The sequence below is a fragment of the Desulfuromonas sp. AOP6 genome (genome assembly GCF_009731355.2).
In the GTDB taxonomy this organism is placed as follows: domain Bacteria; phylum Desulfobacterota; class Desulfuromonadia; order Desulfuromonadales; family SZUA-540; genus SZUA-540.
Genome location: NZ_AP022810.1, coordinates 180,188 through 198,267 on the forward strand (window position 1 = coordinate 180,188; position 18,080 = coordinate 198,267).

Here is an 18,080-nt window from a genome sequence, read left to right on the forward strand (position 1 = left end):
CCTTGCTAACTGGCTGCGGCGAGGGCAGAGGAATCCGCGGCGTCTTCGACCAAATCACTGAACAGGCAGGAAAGGTCTCCCTGCTCATCCAGCTGCAGGGTCATGATCTGCGGCATATCGTCGGCCACCATGAACTGCAGCAGGCTGCGTGCTACCCCGGTCATCACCTGCTGATCGATAAGGGTATTGAGGGAGCGGGCGCCGAATTCAGGGGACTGACACCTGGCCGTCAGGTAAGCGATGATCTCCGGGGCGCAGCGCAAGGTGATGCCATGGCTGTCGCCCAGCCGGCAGGCTATCTTGTCCAGCTTGAGGGCAGCGATCTGCTGCAGGGCCTGTTGGTCGAGGGGGCGCATGGGAACGACCTGCATCCGCGCCAGCAGGGCGGCGGGAAAGTGCCGGGCCAGATCCGGCTGGACGGCTTCGTGCAGTTCGGGGTACCCCGGGGTTTGGCGGGAGGTTTCATCCTGCTCCAGGGCCGACTCGTTCAGCGCGATGATGGCTTCGGTTCCCAGATTGCTGGTCATGATGAGGACCGTATTCTTGAAATCCACTTCACGCCCTTCGCCGTCGCGCATGAAGCCGCGGTCGAAAACCTGGTAGAACATGTTGAGCACATCGGGATGGGCTTTTTCCACTTCGTCGAGCAGAATGACGGAATAGGGCCGCTGACGCACGGCCTCGGTCAGGACACCTCCTTCGCCGTACCCCACATAGCCGGGAGGCGAGCCCTTGAGCTGCGATACAGAGTGGGCTTCCTGGTATTCGCTCATGTTGATCGTGACCATGAAGCGTTCGCCGCCGTAAAGGACGTCGGCAATAGCGCGCGCCGTTTCGGTTTTGCCCACGCCGCTGGGTCCTGTGAGCAGAAAGACGCCGATAGGCGCGTCTGCTTCGCCCAGACCAACCCGGTTGCTGCGCAGGGCTTGTCCGATGGCGTGAATGGCCTCGGTCTGCCCAACGATGCGCTGACCGAGCAGCGTTTCGAAGTCGAGCAGGCTGGCAAGGTCGCTCTTGACCATGCGGCCGACGGGAATGCCGGTCCAGTCGGCCACGACCTGAGCGATGGTTTCGGCGTTGACCTCCGGCTGCACCAGGGTCGATTCCTGCTGAATCTCCTGCAGATGCTGCTGCAGTTCTTCCACCTTGGCACCGTCACAGGGCTGTCGGCGCATCGCCTGAATCTGACGGACCAGCTCCAGTTCCGCCTGCCAGCGTCCCTGCAGGGTTTTGACCTGTGTGGCGGTCTCCTCGTGTTGCTGGCACAAGCGGTTCTGCAGGGCTTCATCCACCGGCAGTCCCAGATCGGTCTCCTCTTGCAGGTGGCGCAGACGACGTTCAACAAAGGCGAGCTGCTCCTGGGCACTATCAAGCTCGGCTGGCGTGGCTGCCTGGCCCATGCAGACGCGTGCCGCGGCGGTGTCGAGCAGATCAATGGCTTTGTCGGGGAGAAAGCGGCCATTGATGTAGCGGCTGGAGAGGCGAACGGCCGCCTCCACAGCCTGATCCGTAATCAGCGCCTTGTGGTGTTCCTGATAGTGGGATTTGAGACCGTTGAGCATGACGATGGCTGTTTCTTCAGAGGGTTCGTCAATTTTGACCATCTGGAAACGGCGCTCCAGGGCGGCGTCCCGCTCGAAGTACTTCTTGTACTCAGACCAGGTAGTGGCGGCCAGAGTGCGCAGTTCACCTCGCGCCAAGGCCGGCTTGAGCAGGTTGGCGGCATCCCCCATACCTGCATCGCCGCCAGCGCCAACCAGGGTGTGGGCCTCATCGATAAAGAGAATAATGGGGACATCACTGGCGCGGATCTCTTCGATGACGGACTTGAGGCGCTTCTCGAACTCCCCCTTGACTCCCGCGCCCGCCTGCAAGAGGCCCAGATCGAGACAGACCAGCCGCACATTTTTCAGACTATCGGGGACGCTCCCCTCGATGATGCGCAAAGCCAGTCCTTCCACCACGGCCGATTTCCCCACACCGGGCTCGCCCACGAGAATCGGGTTGTTCTTGCGGCGCCGGGTAAGAATGTCGATCATTTGACGGATTTCGTCGTTGCGGCCGAGAACCGGATCGATCTCCCCCGTTCTGGCCTTGGCGGTAAAGTCGGTGGTATAGACGTCGAGATGCGGCGTGGGGCCCGTCATCTGACCGGGAGACGCGGTGTTGGCTGAAGGGGGCGCAGTCGGGGCTGGTGCCAGGGAGGGCTGACCTTCCACGGAGATAGCCAGAATCTGGGCCGCCTCCGCCTCGATCATTTCTCGGGAAAGGCCATCCAGCAGCAGCCAGGCCTGCCCGGGGAGCAAGGGGGCGATTTTCAGCAAGGCTTCAAGCAGAGCCCGTGAACGGATTTGAGCCTGTGGGTCGTGCAGGGAGGTGAACGTCCAGGCCCGCTCCAACCATTCCAACAAATGATGGGAAAAGGCGGGCTTGTGATGATTGCCGCAACGCCAGCGGGCCAGGTCGTCAAGCAGCTTTTGCCAGAGCTGGTCGAGGTTGATGCCGTAGTGGCGCAGCAGCAGGTCAAAATCCCCCTCGCCTCGTTCCAACAATTTGATAACGACATGCTCAAGCCCAATTTCGTAGTGGCCGCGCATGGCGGCAAAACTGGCGGCTGATTCGAGAGCATTAAGACAGTGCGGGTTCAGCTTTTCAAGCAGCCTTTTGATGTGAGTCGATCTCATGATTCCCCCGAAGAGTACGGATTAAAAAAAGATCAAGCCGCCAGGTGAAGGCGACCTGACCCTGATGCTGTGGTGGTTTGACGGCAGGCGGCCAGGCTGGAGGAAGACAGGAGCACGCGCTGGCCTTGAGGCGCCGCCGTGCCCAGCCAGCAGCCCCAGCCCAGGATGAGGTGAGGGTTGCCGAGGCAAGCGGCCTGACCCGTCGCCGGTTGCATATTAAGCGCCAGGTCATAGTCGAGTCCCGGCTCCAGATAGTCTCCCAGCAGGCTGGCGACGGCCAGGGCCAGAGGCTCTCCCGGACGTAAAGCCAGCGCTTTTTCAAAAGACAGCGGGCCGGCAAGAATGCGGACATGGCTGTTCACATCCAAAAGGCGGTTGCCCAACAGGGCGTTGCTCCCCAGGAGGCACTTTTCACCCAACTTGGCGGGTTCATCTATGCCGATCCAGCGGGGAACGTTCTGCCGCAGACGAACAGGGGCGTCGAGAAAGTCGGCCAGCATGCCGCACAGGGCCTGGCTGCTTCGGATTCGGGTACCAAATACACCAGCGTAGTCGATTCGCCCCGTAGCGGCCGACATGCCGGAGAAGGCGGTCAGATACCGGCTGTAGAGACTTTTTGTGCCGCCGTGGTGGTTCAGTTTTTTCCAGGCCATGAACAGCAGGGTATACAGGCGCTGGCTGAACAGGTTTAAAAAGGCGCTCAGCTCGTCGCTGCCGTCCTTGTCCCGGGCCGTGATGTCGTTGAAATACTGGGGCAGCGGGGAGTCGACGCCGTATAGCCCCATGAAGTTCAGTTCGAGACGATAGCGCTGATCCCGGTCGCGAAAGCAGCGGCGTATCTCACCCGCGGGATAGGAGAGCTCCCGGGCCGGAGTCGGGACGATGAAGCGATGCAGCTCTTGATCCCCATCCCCGCCACGACAGCTCATTTCCAGCAGGTGAAGGGCCTGAAAAGCGGTATAGGCTGACGGTCGGGCAAGTAAGTCTTCGATCAGATGAGAAAGTTTTCCCCGAGCAAAGGTTCCCATATCAATTCACTTTTAGACGGGCTCAGCTGTGAGCCGGTTTGCACAAAGGCGTTGACGGTGACGTACATGGTGAAAAAATGATGCAAAATGGTGCCAAGGAGATAGGCATCTGCTGGGGACAGGTAATCCCTTTCAGCCATCTCCAGCTGAATATCCACGCCGCGCAGCAGGGCCCCCCGGTGGACGCGGTGCAGAGGTTTACGCTGGATTTCGGTGACGCCTCGAATGCGTCGCCGGTTCTGAGGCTGATCGCTCCAGTTATAGAGCATGAGGAGTTGCCGAAGGTTGTCCCGACTGGCCAGGCTGTTGTAGCCGACGCTCAGATGGGTCACCAGAGCCATGCGGTAGTCGGCGCGCTGGGGCGGCAGCCGCATGGGGGTGGGGCGCGTGATGTTGCAGGCCGTGACATTGGTCGGAAAGCCCTGTCCCGGCGCCCGGATGTCGCCCGTCTGCAAATGGTCCCTGGGGACGTTTCCGTTAAAGACGGTGATGTCGCCGGAGAGAGTCTCGGGCTCTTCGCTCAAGGCGCCCCCGATCGCGAGGTAAGTCTGGGGGCGCAGACCTTCGCGGTGGCGATGGACGACCTGAAAATAAGATTCCTGATGGCCGCCGTGATCGAACTGGGGCAGGGGAGCATAGTTTTTTCGCAGCCCCGTCCGCGGTTGGGCACCGGTCACGCCGTTGACGCTGTAGACCTGCAGGCTGGCCGGATTGTTGTTGTTGGCGATAACCGGGTATTCCCATTGGCGGTGATGGAGCTGGATCGGTTCGCTGCTGCTTTCAAACAGATTGATGGCCGGGGCGCAATGCAGGCGAAAGTTGTCTTTGCTCAGGCGCAGATCGTCGCCGAGAGGCTCCCGCAGGTGGCAAAGGATCTCGAATTCACAGCAGTCGTCCGGCCAGGCCAGGCGATCCAGGTGATGTACGGCGACGAAGAGGTACTTCTCCGGAAAGCAGAAGTATTCGTGCAGGAGGTGAAAACCGGGAAAATCGCGGCCGGATGAAGGAATCATGACCTGGTCGGGATCAAGATGGCAGGGCTTTACGGTTTCTTGCCCTCCCAGCCGGAAAGGCGGATTTGGGTGGCCCGGATAGGCGATTTCGACCTGAGCGATCTGTGCGGTGAAGCTGTGGTAGAGTTCCATGGCGGTGGAATGGTCGCCATGGAGATAGATTTTCAGACTTTTCAGATCGAGTTCGTCAGGGGAAACGTCGTGGTCCAACTGGAAGTGCAGGCGGGCCGTCTGGCGGCCGTGCACCGGGGTGTCGAGCTGAAAGTTTGCCAGACGCAGGGGCTGCAGCTCCACCTCGCTGGTCGTCCGGAAGCGGCAGTGAACCCGTTCGTCCAGGGCTCCTGGCCCTTGTCCCGGCACGTTGATGCTGCCGCTGGAGAGCTGGGTTCCCCGGGGCAGGATCAGGGTCTGCGGCAGCTGTCCCGGCCGGGGTGTGAACTGCATGATGCAGCAAGAGGGAAAGGGCCGTAGAAAGCAAGGGCGCACATGGCTGAGCAGGGCTTCGGACAGCTCGGGGATGTCATCGTCGATGCGCTGCTTGACCTCGGCCGTCAGAAAAGCCATCCCCTCCAGCAGGCGTTCCACATAAGGGTCGCGATCCTTGACATCCAGCAGATTCAGCAGGCGAGCCTTTTCGGGAAAGGCCCGGGCGAACTCCTGGGCCGTTTCCTGCAAAAGGCGCATTTCGGCATCGAAGTAACTACCCATGGTAATAATCTCCTCCGGTCGAAACGGTAATGTGGCCGCTGCGAAAGAGGGTCACCAGGTAGCGGACCCGCTGGTGCCCCGGCAGAGCCCCGCAGAGTTCGAAGGCAGTCCCCTCTTGGTTGCCCTCCAGAGCCAGGGCGCGCACTTGCGGATGCTGCAGTCGGGGCTCGTAGAGGGAGACGCTTTGACGCAGGCAGGCCATGATCTGGTCCCGGGAATAGGGGAGGGCCAGGTAGAGCGCCGCGATGTCCGGCATCCCGTAATCGGGGAGGTGGACCAAAGAGCCCCTGCGCGAGTTGAACAGGCGCTGCAGATGGTCTCTGACGCTCTGGCAGGCGGCGTCTCGGCCGCTGGTGCGTGAGTTCAACGGCGCGGCGTCAGGGCGCGTGAGTATGTCGAGAATGGTCTGGGTCATAAAATCCGAAGGCCATCAATAAGCCGTACAGGGATTGGCTCCCTGTACGGCGCGGTGGTTTAGCGTCCTTCCGTCCAGGAGTCGGAGAAGGAGATATTGCCGTCCGTGTAGGCCCAGGTGATCTTGGCATAGCGACAAGCGACCTGCTCCAGGTGGGGATACCGTTCCTTGTCCAGATCCTTGACGTTGTGCATCGTCGGCTTGACCGAGGTGATCTTGACGTTCTCCAGGGTGTGGGAGAAATATTCCTCCTCGGTGCCGGTGTCGTTGATGCGATACCATTTCAATTCGATCTTTTTCAGGGTCTGCCCGTTGCTGCAGGCCTTGTACAGATAAGGGGTGGCGTTGTCGAAGGCTTTCAGAAAAATGAAAGGTTCGTGCTTGCGGGTGCCGGTCAGGCTGCCGGTATCGCTGTCGGTCGGGATGCGCAGCTCATGGTCGAAACCGAGAATTTCGATAGTCCCTTCGCGACCGGAAACCTTGACCGGACCCTCTACCTTGGACCCCTGGTCGTCAAGAATGGTCATGTAGCCTGGAATTGCCATACTTTTCCTCCTCTTGGACATTAGTGGCGGTGCTCTACGCACCGGTTATAAGTTGGATGCCCTGTGGCTGGTAATCAGTTGTTATCGCGGGGCATCTGCGCGACAAGCTTGAGCTGTACATCCACCCCTTCGATCTGGAAGTGGGGCTGAACAAAGAGATCAACGCTGAAATAGCCCGGGTTTTCCGGGATTTCCTTGACCGTAACCTTGCCGTCGCGCAGGGGGTGCGTGGCGATGAGTTCGGGTTCCGGGTCTTTCATTTTGGTGACCAGGGTTTGCAGCCAGCCGTTCAATTCGTTCTCCAGAACCTGGCGGCTCTTGGATGAACCAATATTCTCCCGCTGCAGCACTTTGAGGTAGTGAGCCAGTCTGGAGACCAGAAAGATATAGGGCAGCCGCGAATTGATCATGCTGTTGGCATTGGCGTTGGCATCGGCATATTCCGCCGGTCGCTGTACCGAATTCGCCGAGAAAAAACAGGCGAAGTCGCTGTTCTTGTAGTAGCTCAGGGGGATAAAGCCGAGGTTGGCCATTTCCAGTTCGCGCGTTTCGGAGATAAGCATCTCCGTCGGCATTTTCATCTGCATGCCCTTGCCCGTGTCGTGCATGTGGACCGGCAGGTTGGCGACCTTGCCGCCTGCTTCCGGACCACGGATGTTGACGGCCCAACCGTGCTGAGCGAAGCTCTGGGCGATGTTTCCGGCAAAGGCGAAGACCGGGTTGCCGAACAGGTAATGGCGATGATCCAGGCCACTGACGTCTTCCTCGTAGTTGAAGGTTCGCACGGGTGTACTGTCCTGGCCGTAGGGAAGGCGAAGCAGAAAGCGGGGCGTCAGCAGGCCGATATAGCGGGCGTCTTCGGTGGCCCGGAAACTTTTCCAGCGGGTATATTCGGCTTTTTCCATGTAATTGGTGAGATCGTTGATCTTGGCGATTTCGTCGACACTTTCCTTGCCGAAGAAGCGGGCGCCCACGGAAGCCAGAAATGGACAGTGTGCACTGGCGGACACCTTGGAGATATCACGCAAAAGGGCGGTGTCCTGGGCCGAATTGTCGAATTCATAGTTGCCGATGATGGACGAAAAGGGCTCGCCACCGGGGGTGTCGTATTCATTGACGTAGACGTGACGATAGAGGCCGGTCTGAATAATTTCAGGGGCTTCCTCGAAGTCCTCCCGCAGATCCTCCTTGGTGCAATCCAGAATTTCGACCTTGGTGTTGCGGCGGAAGTCACAGCGATCCACCAGAAACTGGAGTCCCCGCCAGGAACTCTCGATCTGCTGGAAGCTGGGATGATGCAGAATGGCGTCGAGTTGCCCGCTGATGGTTTGATCAATCTGGGCGATATAGCGATCCAGCAGCACCTTGTCGATGCGCTCGATCTGGGCGCTGTTGCGGGCGGTCAGGTCAAGAAACACCTGGATGCCGGCAGTGAGGCGTTGCTGCAGAGAGATGTCCGCCATCTGCGAGGCATCGGCGAAGCGGGTCAATTGAATGGATTCCCGCAGCGGATCGATATCGACCAGTTTGCACAGGCGTTCATAGGCATTCTCGGCGTCGAGAACACGTTCTTCCGGGCTTGCGTTTAACTTGGCGGCGGCTTGCTGTGTGCTCATAGATATTTTCTCCCAGGGGATTAAATGCTGCGAATGTCCACGGCGGCGGTCTGTTCGGCCTGAACGAGCCACTTTTCCAGTTCTTTTTTAAGGCCTTCCAGCTGCGGTTGATTGCCGACGATCTTTTCCAGCTCCTTGCGGAACTTGGCGTTGTCCAGCAGGTTGGATTTGAGATCTTTCAGCAGATTGCGCATGGCCATAAGACTGTGCAGTTCGGGAATCTGCTGGGCGACATGGTCGGGGCGAAAATCCTTCATCGACTTGAAGGAGAGACCAACTGAAATTTCACTGCCATCGTTGGCCAGCAGATTGGGCACGTCCATCCGGGCCGAGGGAGCCAGATCGGCCATGACGGATTCAAAGTTGTCTTTGTTTATGGTGATCCTTTCCCGGTCCGCCACTTTGCCCTTGGTCTGGCCGTTACTGAAATCTCCCATAACCAGCATTTTCAGGGGGAGTTCCATCTTCTTTTTGTGGCCGCCGGATTCCACGTCCAGGGACAGGTTGATGCGGGCCTTGGGTATCTCTTTTTGATAACTGTCACTCATCCTTCGTCTCCTTCACTGCCGGGGGGGGCCGGCGGGTTGTTTAATAAGCAAAACGGGTTTCAGACAAAGCCGGCCGCCGCCCCGACATCGATGCGGCAGGCCAGTTTCTGCAGATGTTCGATCTGTTCCGTCAGCCGGCTTTTGAGCTCCTTCTCGGCGCCCTTGAGCTTGCCCTGCAACAAAGCCGTGTGCTGGCGTAGTACTTCGACGGTCAGTTCAGGCTCCCAGGTTGACAACGGCTCCTCAAGCAGGCGCGATTCCATCTCTTCGAACAGAACCTGGGCAATGGTCGCCTTGCCGGCGGCGAGGCAGAGTTGCGCTTCGGCCATCTTCTTGTGCATACGCTGTTTTTCGGTCCCCATGGGAAGCGATCGCAGGCATTGAAGTGCCTCGGCGAGCTTTTTGTTGCGGGCCAGGGGCAGGGCTTCAGCCAGAACTTCGTTCCGGATGGCCTCTTCGGTGTCGTTTTCGTGGCAAGTGTGGGCCCTGGCCGGGACTTCCTGCCAGGTCTGCATCCACGTCTGGCAAGCGGTTCCGGTAAAGGGTGTGCCGTCGGCAAAGCTCAGCTCGGTCAACTGCGGATGACGCTCCAGCAGATCCCCCAGGCTGTTACGGATAAAGAGAGATATATCCGCGCGGCCCATCTGGTCCGCCGCGCTGGCGGCCTGCCACTGGAGGTCGAAGTAAAGGTGAAATCCGGGCTCGAAAAAGAGTTTTTCGCAGCAGCACAGGGCCTCGGCGCCCGAACCGGCTGTCAGCTTCTGTTGCAGCTCGGCCCAGCCGCTGGGTCTGGGCGGCGGGATACGGGTCAGGCCGTTTTCGTCAGGGGGGACGCCCAGGTTGCCCCAGCGCAGGGCCCGCGAGAAACCGAGGGCCCGCAGCCATTCCCCGCCTTCCAGCAGTCGCGTGTGCAGCTGGCGTGTCACCGTGGTCAGGTCGTGCTCCGAGGCCAAGGACAGCGTCGCCGTGGTCGGAGCGGAAGTCGGCCTTCCCGAGGGCTCTTCCGAGGCGGCGGGACGCGAAACGGGGGCCGCGGCCGGTGCTTCAGGTGGCCGCTGTTTGAGGCGTTTGTCGAGCCAGCCAGCCAGGGAACTCAGGCGAGGAACTTCGTCGCCCAAGTGTTCCGTCAACAGGTGGTTGATGGCGGCGGTTTCCTCCTGAAGGTTCTGCAACAGAGCCGTTTCGGCCTTTTCTTCGTGCAACTCGACAAAAGAGACCAGCCGGGGATTGTTCAGCAGTCCCAGGGCCGCCACACGGGCATTTTCATGGCGGGGAAAACAGTCCGCCCACAGATTTTCGACTAGCCCCCGGTAACAGCGCAGTGCGTCCAGAAGGCCGCCCGGACCGTCGACGTAAGTCGTTGACAGCAGATGGTAGCCAGCCAGGCGCAGATCCTTGCTGGTCACGCTGAGAAGCTTGCGGCAGAGTTTGGTCACTTCCGGATAGTCGGTGCCCTGGAGTTTGTCGAGCTCTTCCTTGATGAACAGGAATTCGTCCAGATAGCGGGGATCGGTGCCTGCAGGCGAGTCGCTTGTCAGTGGACGGCATATATCGGCTACCCAGGGTTCAGGTGAATAGGTCATCCCAGCATCTCCCGGCGGCCGGTACGGTAAAGCACGTCCAGCATGCTGGCGTCATCCTTGTCCAGCAAATTTCTGAGGTCGACGCGGCTGGAAAAAGAAGACAGCTTTGGCCATTCCCGACCCAGATCGAAAACCGCGTTGTCGTCTAGTTCGTGATTGAGCAGCGGCAGCAGGTAGGATGGGAGCAGCGGCCGGAAAAAGAGGGTCAGACTGGGCTCGCTCTCTGCTGTTCCTTCACTCCAGAAGTAGTGAGCCCGCCAGAAGCGATCCTCGAGGATTGATTCGACCATTTGGACCCAAAAGACAACCGAAGCTGTTTGTTCCTGCGCGGGTAAGGGCAGGCGTATGCCCCAGTGGGTCCGGCTGGCCCCGCGCTGCAGGACGGTTTTCAAGACGTTGTAGAAAGTCTGCCAGAACTGTTCGCGATTCTCCTTGGCAATAGGTTGCCGCAGCCCGTTCCAGTAGTGTCCCATCGTCAGCTTGTCAAAGCCGCGTATCTGGCTTTCGAGCAGTTCGCGTTGTGTCAGGGCCGGGTTTTCAAAGCTTTTCTGGTCCAATTCGCCTAACAGTTTGGCCAGCGCGACATTCTCACGCTGCAGGTGCACCGGATTGTCACCGTAGTCGAAGCAGTGGTCGAAGACAAAAGGCGCTGTAGCCCGATGTCCGTGCAGTAGCGGCGCGGGGGCCACCCATAGCAGGGCAAAGGGATAGATACGTCCGCTCTTGTCCTGGCTGGCGCGCAGCGTACCAATCAGGTTGTGCTCCTGTTCGCCCCCGGTCAGGACAAAATGAAGCCGGGCAAATTGACGGTATGCGGGCGGCCAGCCTTTTGGATGCAGGCGCGTGATGGTGCCCACCCCTTCTTGCAGCCACTTTTCGAACGCGGTGGTCTCGCGGCAGCAGAGGTTGTGGCGAATGAAATCGCCGTGAAGGGGCAATTTGCCGAAGCAGGCCGTACGCAGCCGAGACGACGGGTTGATGTTTGCCCTCGTCTTTTCAAACAGTCCAAACATGGAGGAGCCCTGTCAAAAAATAGTGGCCGGCAGCCGGAAGTCTGAGAACAGGCCGCTGACGAAGATATTGCTGTCACGATCGGGGCGAAGTTTGAGCTGAACGGCCAGGGTGTGGCCCGGAGCCGATTCCAGATCCCAGGCCAGCATGTAGCCATCGGGGTCGTTGGTGATTCGCGCCTGTTTGAGCAGATGAAAGAGGCTCCAGTCGCCGGCGAAGTCGAGCTTGCCGAGCGCGCGATTGCCACTGGTTGTCCCGCCGACGACAGCAAGGGGCATCTGCTCATCGCCGGGCCACTTGAAGTGCCGCCATTCCTGAGGCTCGTTTTGGTAAATCATCTGCTGTCCGCTGGCTTCAAAGCGCACCATGCGCAAGCCGCGGCTAGGAATGGGGTAGATGGAAAAATGTACGTCCGGATGGTTTTGCCCCTGCCTGAAGAGACCGGAGCTGATCTGCGATGCCTGGGTCAGGGAGCGCAGCAGAGAGGGGTTGAGTTTGACGCCGATCCCAAGCCAGGACTTTTCTGCCCACTGATGACGTTTTTTCCGCAGAAAGGGTTTGAGCTGTTCGTCAGTGAAGCTCCAGATAATGCCGTTGTCCGGACGAAAGAAGTCGGAAACGTCGTTAAGTGAGGCGTCAGAGCCAGTAAGGCTGAAGGGAAACCGGTCGACAATCTTGCGTTTGTAATGAAGGAAAACCGTGCTGTTCCATTGGTTCTGCAGATAGTTCCGGGTTTGCTCAATGGTCATCAGCCAGGCCTGCTGAATCGGATTGGTAAGAACCTGCTCGGCCACCTTGCGGGTGCGGGCTTCAATGCCGTTGAGAAGACTTTTGGTGGAAAGCCAGCATTTGTACAACTCCGAATCGTTGGCGCCGCTGCCGCCCAGAATGCTGGCCGCATAGTGAAAACAGTCCTGCTGAACATCAATGGTGGCGGCCAACTGCTCAATTTCCGCTTGAGCCGAGGTCAGAGCCAGCAGGTATTGATTGATCAACAGACTGGTGTTCATTTTATCGCCGGCATCTGCGAGTTTGCGCAGGTCATGCAGGGGCGCCTCCAGTTCCGGCACCAGACTGCTTTCCCGGGAACCTGAGAAAACCTGAATCTCTTTACTTTCCGAAAGGTTGATATTCCTGGACACAACTTGCATGAGCTCGGCGATGGGCCCATCGTTGCGCGCAAGGAGCAGCATCTTCTTGCTGGCATCGTCCAGGGAACGGAAAGGATCCAACCGGGTTTCTTCCAGCATTCTGAACCAGTGTTCCGCGTATTCAGTGAAGTAGAGGCCGCGGATTTCCCGCTCTAACTGGCGGGAAAGTTCTTCATTCACAAGGTTTGAATCGGTGCTGTCATCCGTTGTCTGCAGGTAGCCGGTCACCCAGTCGCCACGGCTCGCCAGGGCGACAAGGTCCTGTATTTCTGCTCGAGTGAATTCGTACCAGCCCTTGGCGGTATACATAAAGGGGACCGCATGGGCACTGCTGAGAAGACCACGCCCAGGCCCTTTAATCATGTCCTGCAGGCCGAGATCACGGGCCTGCAGCCTGCCCTTGTTGCGGATCTGCGCATACAGCCGTTTGGGGTCCGGCAGGGCTTTCAGGTAGTTCTGAGCCTCAACCACCAGGGCCTGATCCACCTGACGTGCCTCCACAAAGTCCGGATGATCCTGGGGAACCTGCATGTGTGAGAGGTAGGTTCGCAGCAGGACTTCGAGATCTCGATTGTTTTTTTCTTTAACGGGTTCGTCGGCGCTGGATTCCGGCAGCCTTTTTTCCAGGCGCGACAGGAGGATTCTCGTCGCTTCATCAAGGTCAAGGCGGTCCGGACGGTTGAGCATCAGGTAGGCTTTGAGTCCATCATAGTAATCGTCGCGAATGGCGTCCTGACGTTTGGCCGACGAGGCGAGCCACTGCTTGCCGTAGGTGGCCAGTTCGATCTCGAGGTCGTCCAGGGCCGGCTGAAAGAACAGGCGTTCGAAGGACCCAAGCAAGAGGGAGCGGATTGCCGGAAGTTGCCTGTCCCCTTCATAGACGCCCATTGTCAGAGAGATGGGGAGTTTTTCCTCATACGCCTTGAGCTTCTGGTAGTGCCGCAAAACCTCGGTCAGGGCAGAAAAACGCTCCGAGGGGGCAGACTCTTTCGCTTCGACCACATCGGCAAGACGTTCGGCGGCCACATCCCCTTTTTTCAGCAGCAGAGTGTTGGCGGTCAGGGTAGTGCTCAGCAACATGATACTGCCGGCAATCAGGCCGAGACAGCCGACGATACTGGCTGTTTTCAGGGTGCGGTTTATGATTCCCGATTTTTTGGTGCGGCTGACATCCTGGGCATTGGGAAAGACGACGGACTGAAAGAAGTTTTTGACAAAGAAGCTGGTGGACTCGGGAAGTTCCGTGGCTTCTCTGTCTTCGACAAAGCCGAAAGCCTGGCGCATTTTTCCCAGGATTTTTTGAATGGGTGTTCCCTCCTGGGTGGCACTCGTCAGGTAGATGCCGCAGAAGTTGGGCGTATCCTGGTAGGGATTTTCCTTGGTCAAGCGGGTGATGAAATCGACCAGCCGGTTTTGGGCGGCCTCGAATTGACCGGGAAAATCGAAGAGCTCGTTTTTGGCTTGAATTTTACGTACGAGAGACAGCTTGTACAGGCGCATTTCGGTCAGGCGGCGGTGCAATTCCCCCATTTTGGTGCGGAAGAGGTCGCCAATGTTCTGCGGTGCCTCGTGGCCCAGCCAGCAGCCCCAGACCTGGTCCCGCTCTTTGTCATCGAGATCGGCGAAATAGGAGGTGAAGCCATGCAGGAGGTCGCATTTGGTAAATACGACATAAATGGGAAAAACGCAGCCAAGGCGGGCGGTCAGTTCATCAATGCGATCCCGGATGATTTTGACATGCCGCTCGATTTCCTGGTTGTCGGCAGTAAGCAAATCGGCCAGACTGATCGCCACAATGGCGCCGTTAAGGGGTTGGCGGCGACGGTGCTTGCGCAGCAGCGCCAAAAAAGCCAGCCATTCCGGGCGATCGTCCTGCTCGGTGGTGTAGCGTCCCGCTGTATCCAGCAGGACGGCTTCGTTGGAAAACCACCAGTCGCAGTTGCGTGTGCCCCCGAAACCGCGAATATCGATATCGTTGTCGTGAGCATAAGGGAAGTGGAGCCCCGAGTTACGAAGCAGCGAGGTTTTACCCGCGGCTGCCGGGCCGATGATCATAAACCAGGGCAGAGCGTACAGCGCGGCGTTACCCCGGTGTTGTGAACCCAGTTCTGACGATTTGAGAGAGGCAATGGCCTGGTTCATCTTGCCGCGCAGCTCTTCGATCTCGGCCTGTCGGGACTGGTCCTGTTCGATGTGCGCATCGAGGTCTTTGCGAAACAGGGTGGAGCGATTCTTTACGACCAGACGACGGATCAGCCAGACGCCGACGAAAAAGACCAGAACACCAATGATCAGGTAGGCTCGGAGGGTCGTCTCCGTCAGGCCGACATAGGGGCCGGCCCACCATATCAGTGAGAGAACCAGCATGAGACCCAGGATGCGGGAGCCGAGGCGGCCGAAAAGATACGCCTGAATGATGAGCAATATGTTTTGCATGGAATTGTCCTGAAAGGTTGATGAAGGGGCTAATAGAGGGCGGAAGAGCGTTTAAAAACGGATTTCTGCTGTTGTTGGATATGGTCGACGCTGGCCTGGGCAATGTTGCCGGATACCAGGGAGTAGCCGATGTAAGTAAAAAAAATGACGGAAATGGTCACTACAGCGATAACCCAGTAAGGAACCTGTCTTCGCATCCTGTTGATCAGGGCGTGTCCGGGAAGGCCGACCGGAGCCAGCTGGCGTGGCGGCTGACCCCGGTACCCATCGATCTGGCTGCGCAGGTCCACCTGCAGAGCCATCAGCTTCTCAAGGCCTTTGACTTTATAGGCGCCTTCGAAGCCAAGCTGCAGGCAGTAGTAATAAAGTTCCAGCAGATGAAGATTCTCCTCCCCGCCCTGACGCAGGTTGGTCAGGCGCGTAAAGAACCCTTCGCCTGCGGTATGTTCCCCGAAAAAATCGAGCTGAAGAGGTTTGGCCATCCACTCCAGGCGGCCCGGCCAGGTTGAACTCAGGACCATTTCATCGATGAAGGCGGCCATGGCGTAGCGGGCATCTTTCTGCTCCACCATGCCGATCTGCAGATCAAAGGCCTTTTTCTCCATGGCGGCAAACTCCGCCAGAATGCGTTCACGAAAGCTGTCATCCAGAGTGGCGGCTTTCTGGTCATTTTTCAGGGGCGCCACCAGGGAAAACAAGACCTCACAGCATTGAAGAAGAGGGTTGTGGGGGGCGGTTCGGGATTGCGTTTGCATGTCAGTTATTCCTCAACCGTTACGAGTTTGACATCTGTTGTGCTGAACAGGTGGGGCAGATAGATCGCCAGGGTGCCCTCGGTTTTAATCTGGGCCCAAAAGTCACCTCGGGCTTCGAGACGAAAATATTCATAGCCGCTGCGGGTGGACAGCTTTGCCGGCGGCCGCTGAGTGTGAATGAGTCGTACCCCGGGCAGGGCCGTGGCCACCACGGTTTCGATGACGCTGCGAGGCGTCACCTTGACCTGGCGGGCGAAGTCGGTAATCCAATTGGGGTCATCCGATTCGTAGAGCGCCTCCAGAAAGAAGGTGTGCTGACTGAAGACCGCTTCGGGAATTTCATAGCAACACAGAAGGCTGCTGCTTTCCCTTTCAAGGTCTAGCGACGACGGTTTGCTGGTGCTTTTGATCTCCAGCAGACTCGTGAGCATGCCCTCAAGTCGTTGGAATATTTGAGCCAGTTCTTCCTGGTTGTAAGGCGGGATGAAGTCGATTGTCAGTTCGCTGTGGTGGGTGCAAAACGCCCCGAGGCTCTGGCACAGAACCCGGTACAGCTGTTCTGGGTGCAGGTCGGGGTTTTGGTGCAGATGTCGCAGCTGCGGGATCGCCATGTTGAGGTTGCGCAGCAGATTGTCGCTGCCGGGGTCGGCTTTGGCGAATTGGGCCGAGCCGCCGTCGCAGCCCGCCCGGGTCTGCTCAATCTGTTTCCGTTTGGCGTTCAGGGTGTCAATTATGCGGCCAAGGCGCTGCAGCAGTACCGGCGAGGCGGCTATCCGGCAGACGGGGGGAATGAACCCTTCCGTCAGTCGGTAGTGATGGTCGCCGTCGTGGATGACTTCGGCGATTTTAAGGCGCAGAAAGGGCAGCGTGGCCTGTTCGCCGGATAGCAGATGCAGATTGGGTTTGGCCAGCAGAATCTCCCGCTTGCGGCTGGCATCGAAACTGTCCTCTAGGTCGCGATAGTCCGCCAGCCAGCCACTGGCTTGGTTGCGTTGTGGGTAGCCGGAGATTCCGGCGACGTGCTGGTTGGAGGGAACCGCCAGATAAATGGCCAGAGGTTCACCGGCCGGCGCTTTCAGCTCACAGGAGAGCGGCTCATCCATCGAGGAGTGATATGCGGCCAACCGTCCATCCTGAAAAAGTATTCTGGCCTCAAGCAGTTGAAAACGCCCCAGGCTCAATGCTTCCTGGTCGATCGCCAGAGAGATGAGCCCCCAGCAGAAGGGGTTCAAAAGGGACTGCAGCATATGTTGCGCCCGTTCCCGCTGGCTATCCCATGCCTGAAAGTGCTGTTGGCTTAAAAAGAGGCCTTCGGCCCAAACGACTTTATTCATACAGCGCTTCCATGGCCGGACCGGCTTTGTCTTTTGAAATCATCTCCCGTTGCATGGGTGCCCTCAGTTCACAAGGCGAAGACTGTTGTCTTGCAGCAAGGCTTCAAGATTGGTGGAAAGATCGATCCACAGAAAAGAACGGTCGGCCCGTTTGATGGCCCGCCAATTATTGTCCGCCTGATTGTGAAAGGCGGCCATGACGCCGACGAATTGGGCCTCGTCATGGCGTTCAATTTCCAGTTTCTGTTGGGAGGCCGGATCCAGGGTCAGGATTTCTTTACGCAGCAGCTGGTTGCCCAAAACAGAGGTTTCCGATTTCCACAACTCGTCAAACGTGGCGCGTTCAAACGCTTTGTTATCACGAAGCTGGTAGATCCGTACCACGACCGGCAACGCCTCTTTGTGCTCGTTCATGTTGAGGGTGGCCGTGGAAGACAGGCTGACTTTCACCTTGGGAGCGGAACAGCCGCCCAGCATGCAGGCGGTCAGTACAGCGAGAAGAAAGACGATCATGGAATGATTTTTGTTCATGGTGGCTCCTTGAAGGCGGATAGCTATTGGACCGGAAGAGGGGTGGCGAGTCGATTCCGGTACGCGATGTATTCTTTAACGAAACCACTGACGATCAGTTCCTGGTGGCGAAGATAGTCGTTTTCGCGGTAGCTGCGGTGCAGGCGGCGGTAACTTAACCAGGCGAAGGGACGCCAGCCGAAGAGGCTAAAGGTGCGGGAACGGATGCTGGCGGGAGACAGCTTCTCAAGCGATTCCTTGGCGACGCCGTCGAGGGCCCCATGCAGCGCCAGCTGATGGGCAATCAGGTCGTGCATGACCCCTGAGAGATTCTTTCGCCCTTCCTCCTTGTCGGTCAGCCAGCCCAGCAGCACCTGCTCAAATTCAGTTTGCCCAAGAGAAGCGGCCTCATGGCTGAAGACGCGGCTGTGAGGCAGGCCGAATTCGACGTAGAAGCGCCGCTGTCCTTCGATTAATCTGGCCAGTCCGCCACAGACCGCCAGAAGAGCGCTTTCAGCCGATGACTTCACCTCGATGGGCCGATTTGAGGTTTTATGGCGACCAGAAATGGCACGGTTCAACATGGCAGTTCGTCCTTAATGTTGGCCGAGTATTTTGCCTCGGCCACTGCTGGTTTGCGGTGTTGTCTCTTAATATTAAAAAACTTAAATTTGAGCGCTTTTTTAAAGTGACATGGTGGTTCGGCTAAAAGACATGTGATTACAACTAATTGCCATATCTTA

General features: G+C 58.2%; 14 protein-coding genes. All 14 read right to left on the reverse strand.

What is annotated here, in order from left to right; genetic code table 11:
- Positions 1 to 5 precede the first annotated feature (5 nt).
- The 14 genes from tssH to AOP6_RS00960 all read right to left on the reverse strand — a co-directional run bounded on the left by tssH (position 6) and on the right by AOP6_RS00960 (position 17,921).
- Positions 6 to 2,684, reverse strand: coding sequence for a type VI secretion system ATPase TssH (gene tssH / locus AOP6_RS00895; RefSeq protein WP_155874762.1), 2,679 nt, complete (start codon positions 2,682 to 2,684; stop codon positions 6 to 8).
- 32 nt (positions 2,685 to 2,716) lie between these two features.
- Positions 2,717 to 3,712 carry a type VI secretion system baseplate subunit TssG gene (gene tssG / locus AOP6_RS00900; RefSeq protein WP_155874763.1) on the reverse strand — a complete coding sequence of 332 codons (996 nt, stop codon included), beginning with the start codon at positions 3,710 to 3,712 and terminating at the stop codon, positions 2,717 to 2,719.
- Complete coding sequence (tssF, locus tag AOP6_RS00905; RefSeq protein ID WP_155874764.1) at positions 3,676 to 5,433, reverse strand: type VI secretion system baseplate subunit TssF; 1,758 nt, start codon at positions 5,431 to 5,433, stop codon at positions 3,676 to 3,678. Before tssF ends, tssG begins: the two co-directional genes overlap by 37 nt.
- Positions 5,426 to 5,848 (reverse strand): type VI secretion system baseplate subunit TssE, encoded by a 423-nt coding sequence (tssE, locus tag AOP6_RS00910; RefSeq protein WP_155874765.1) that lies wholly within the window; start codon positions 5,846 to 5,848, stop codon positions 5,426 to 5,428. Before tssE ends, tssF begins: the two co-directional genes overlap by 8 nt.
- Before the next feature lie 59 nt (positions 5,849 to 5,907).
- Positions 5,908 to 6,393, reverse strand: a complete 486-nt coding sequence (locus AOP6_RS00915; protein WP_155874766.1) for an Hcp family type VI secretion system effector — start codon at positions 6,391 to 6,393, stop codon at positions 5,908 to 5,910.
- Positions 6,394 to 6,467: 74 nt separating this feature from the next.
- Complete coding sequence (tssC, locus tag AOP6_RS00920) at positions 6,468 to 8,009, reverse strand: type VI secretion system contractile sheath large subunit (protein ID WP_155874767.1); 1,542 nt, start codon at positions 8,007 to 8,009, stop codon at positions 6,468 to 6,470.
- 20 nt (positions 8,010 to 8,029) lie between these two features.
- A complete protein-coding gene (gene tssB, locus AOP6_RS00925) occupies positions 8,030 to 8,557 on the reverse strand; it encodes a type VI secretion system contractile sheath small subunit (RefSeq protein WP_155874768.1) in 528 nt (175 codons plus the stop codon).
- Positions 8,558 to 8,616: 59 nt separating this feature from the next.
- Positions 8,617 to 10,140 (reverse strand): type VI secretion system protein TssA, encoded by a 1,524-nt coding sequence (tssA, locus tag AOP6_RS00930; protein WP_155874769.1) that lies wholly within the window; start codon positions 10,138 to 10,140, stop codon positions 8,617 to 8,619.
- Positions 10,137 to 11,153: a type VI secretion system-associated protein TagF gene (gene tagF, locus AOP6_RS00935; protein WP_155874770.1), complete on the reverse strand. Its 1,017-nt coding sequence runs from the start codon at positions 11,151 to 11,153 to the stop codon at positions 10,137 to 10,139. Before tagF ends, tssA begins: the two co-directional genes overlap by 4 nt.
- Before the next feature lie 12 nt (positions 11,154 to 11,165).
- Positions 11,166 to 14,738: a type VI secretion system membrane subunit TssM gene (gene tssM, locus AOP6_RS00940; protein ID WP_155874771.1), complete on the reverse strand. Its 3,573-nt coding sequence runs from the start codon at positions 14,736 to 14,738 to the stop codon at positions 11,166 to 11,168.
- A 29-nt stretch (positions 14,739 to 14,767) separates the two neighbouring features.
- Positions 14,768 to 15,493: a type IVB secretion system protein IcmH/DotU gene (icmH, locus tag AOP6_RS00945; protein WP_155874772.1), complete on the reverse strand. Its 726-nt coding sequence runs from the start codon at positions 15,491 to 15,493 to the stop codon at positions 14,768 to 14,770.
- 5 nt (positions 15,494 to 15,498) lie between these two features.
- Positions 15,499 to 16,827: a type VI secretion system baseplate subunit TssK gene (gene tssK / locus AOP6_RS00950; protein ID WP_155874773.1), complete on the reverse strand. Its 1,329-nt coding sequence runs from the start codon at positions 16,825 to 16,827 to the stop codon at positions 15,499 to 15,501.
- A 63-nt stretch (positions 16,828 to 16,890) separates the two neighbouring features.
- A complete protein-coding gene (gene tssJ, locus AOP6_RS00955) occupies positions 16,891 to 17,358 on the reverse strand; it encodes a type VI secretion system lipoprotein TssJ (RefSeq protein WP_155874774.1) in 468 nt (155 codons plus the stop codon).
- 23 nt (positions 17,359 to 17,381) lie between these two features.
- Complete coding sequence (locus AOP6_RS00960) at positions 17,382 to 17,921, reverse strand: type VI secretion system-associated FHA domain protein (RefSeq protein ID WP_155874775.1); 540 nt, start codon at positions 17,919 to 17,921, stop codon at positions 17,382 to 17,384.
- Positions 17,922 to 18,080: the final 159 nt, after the last annotated feature.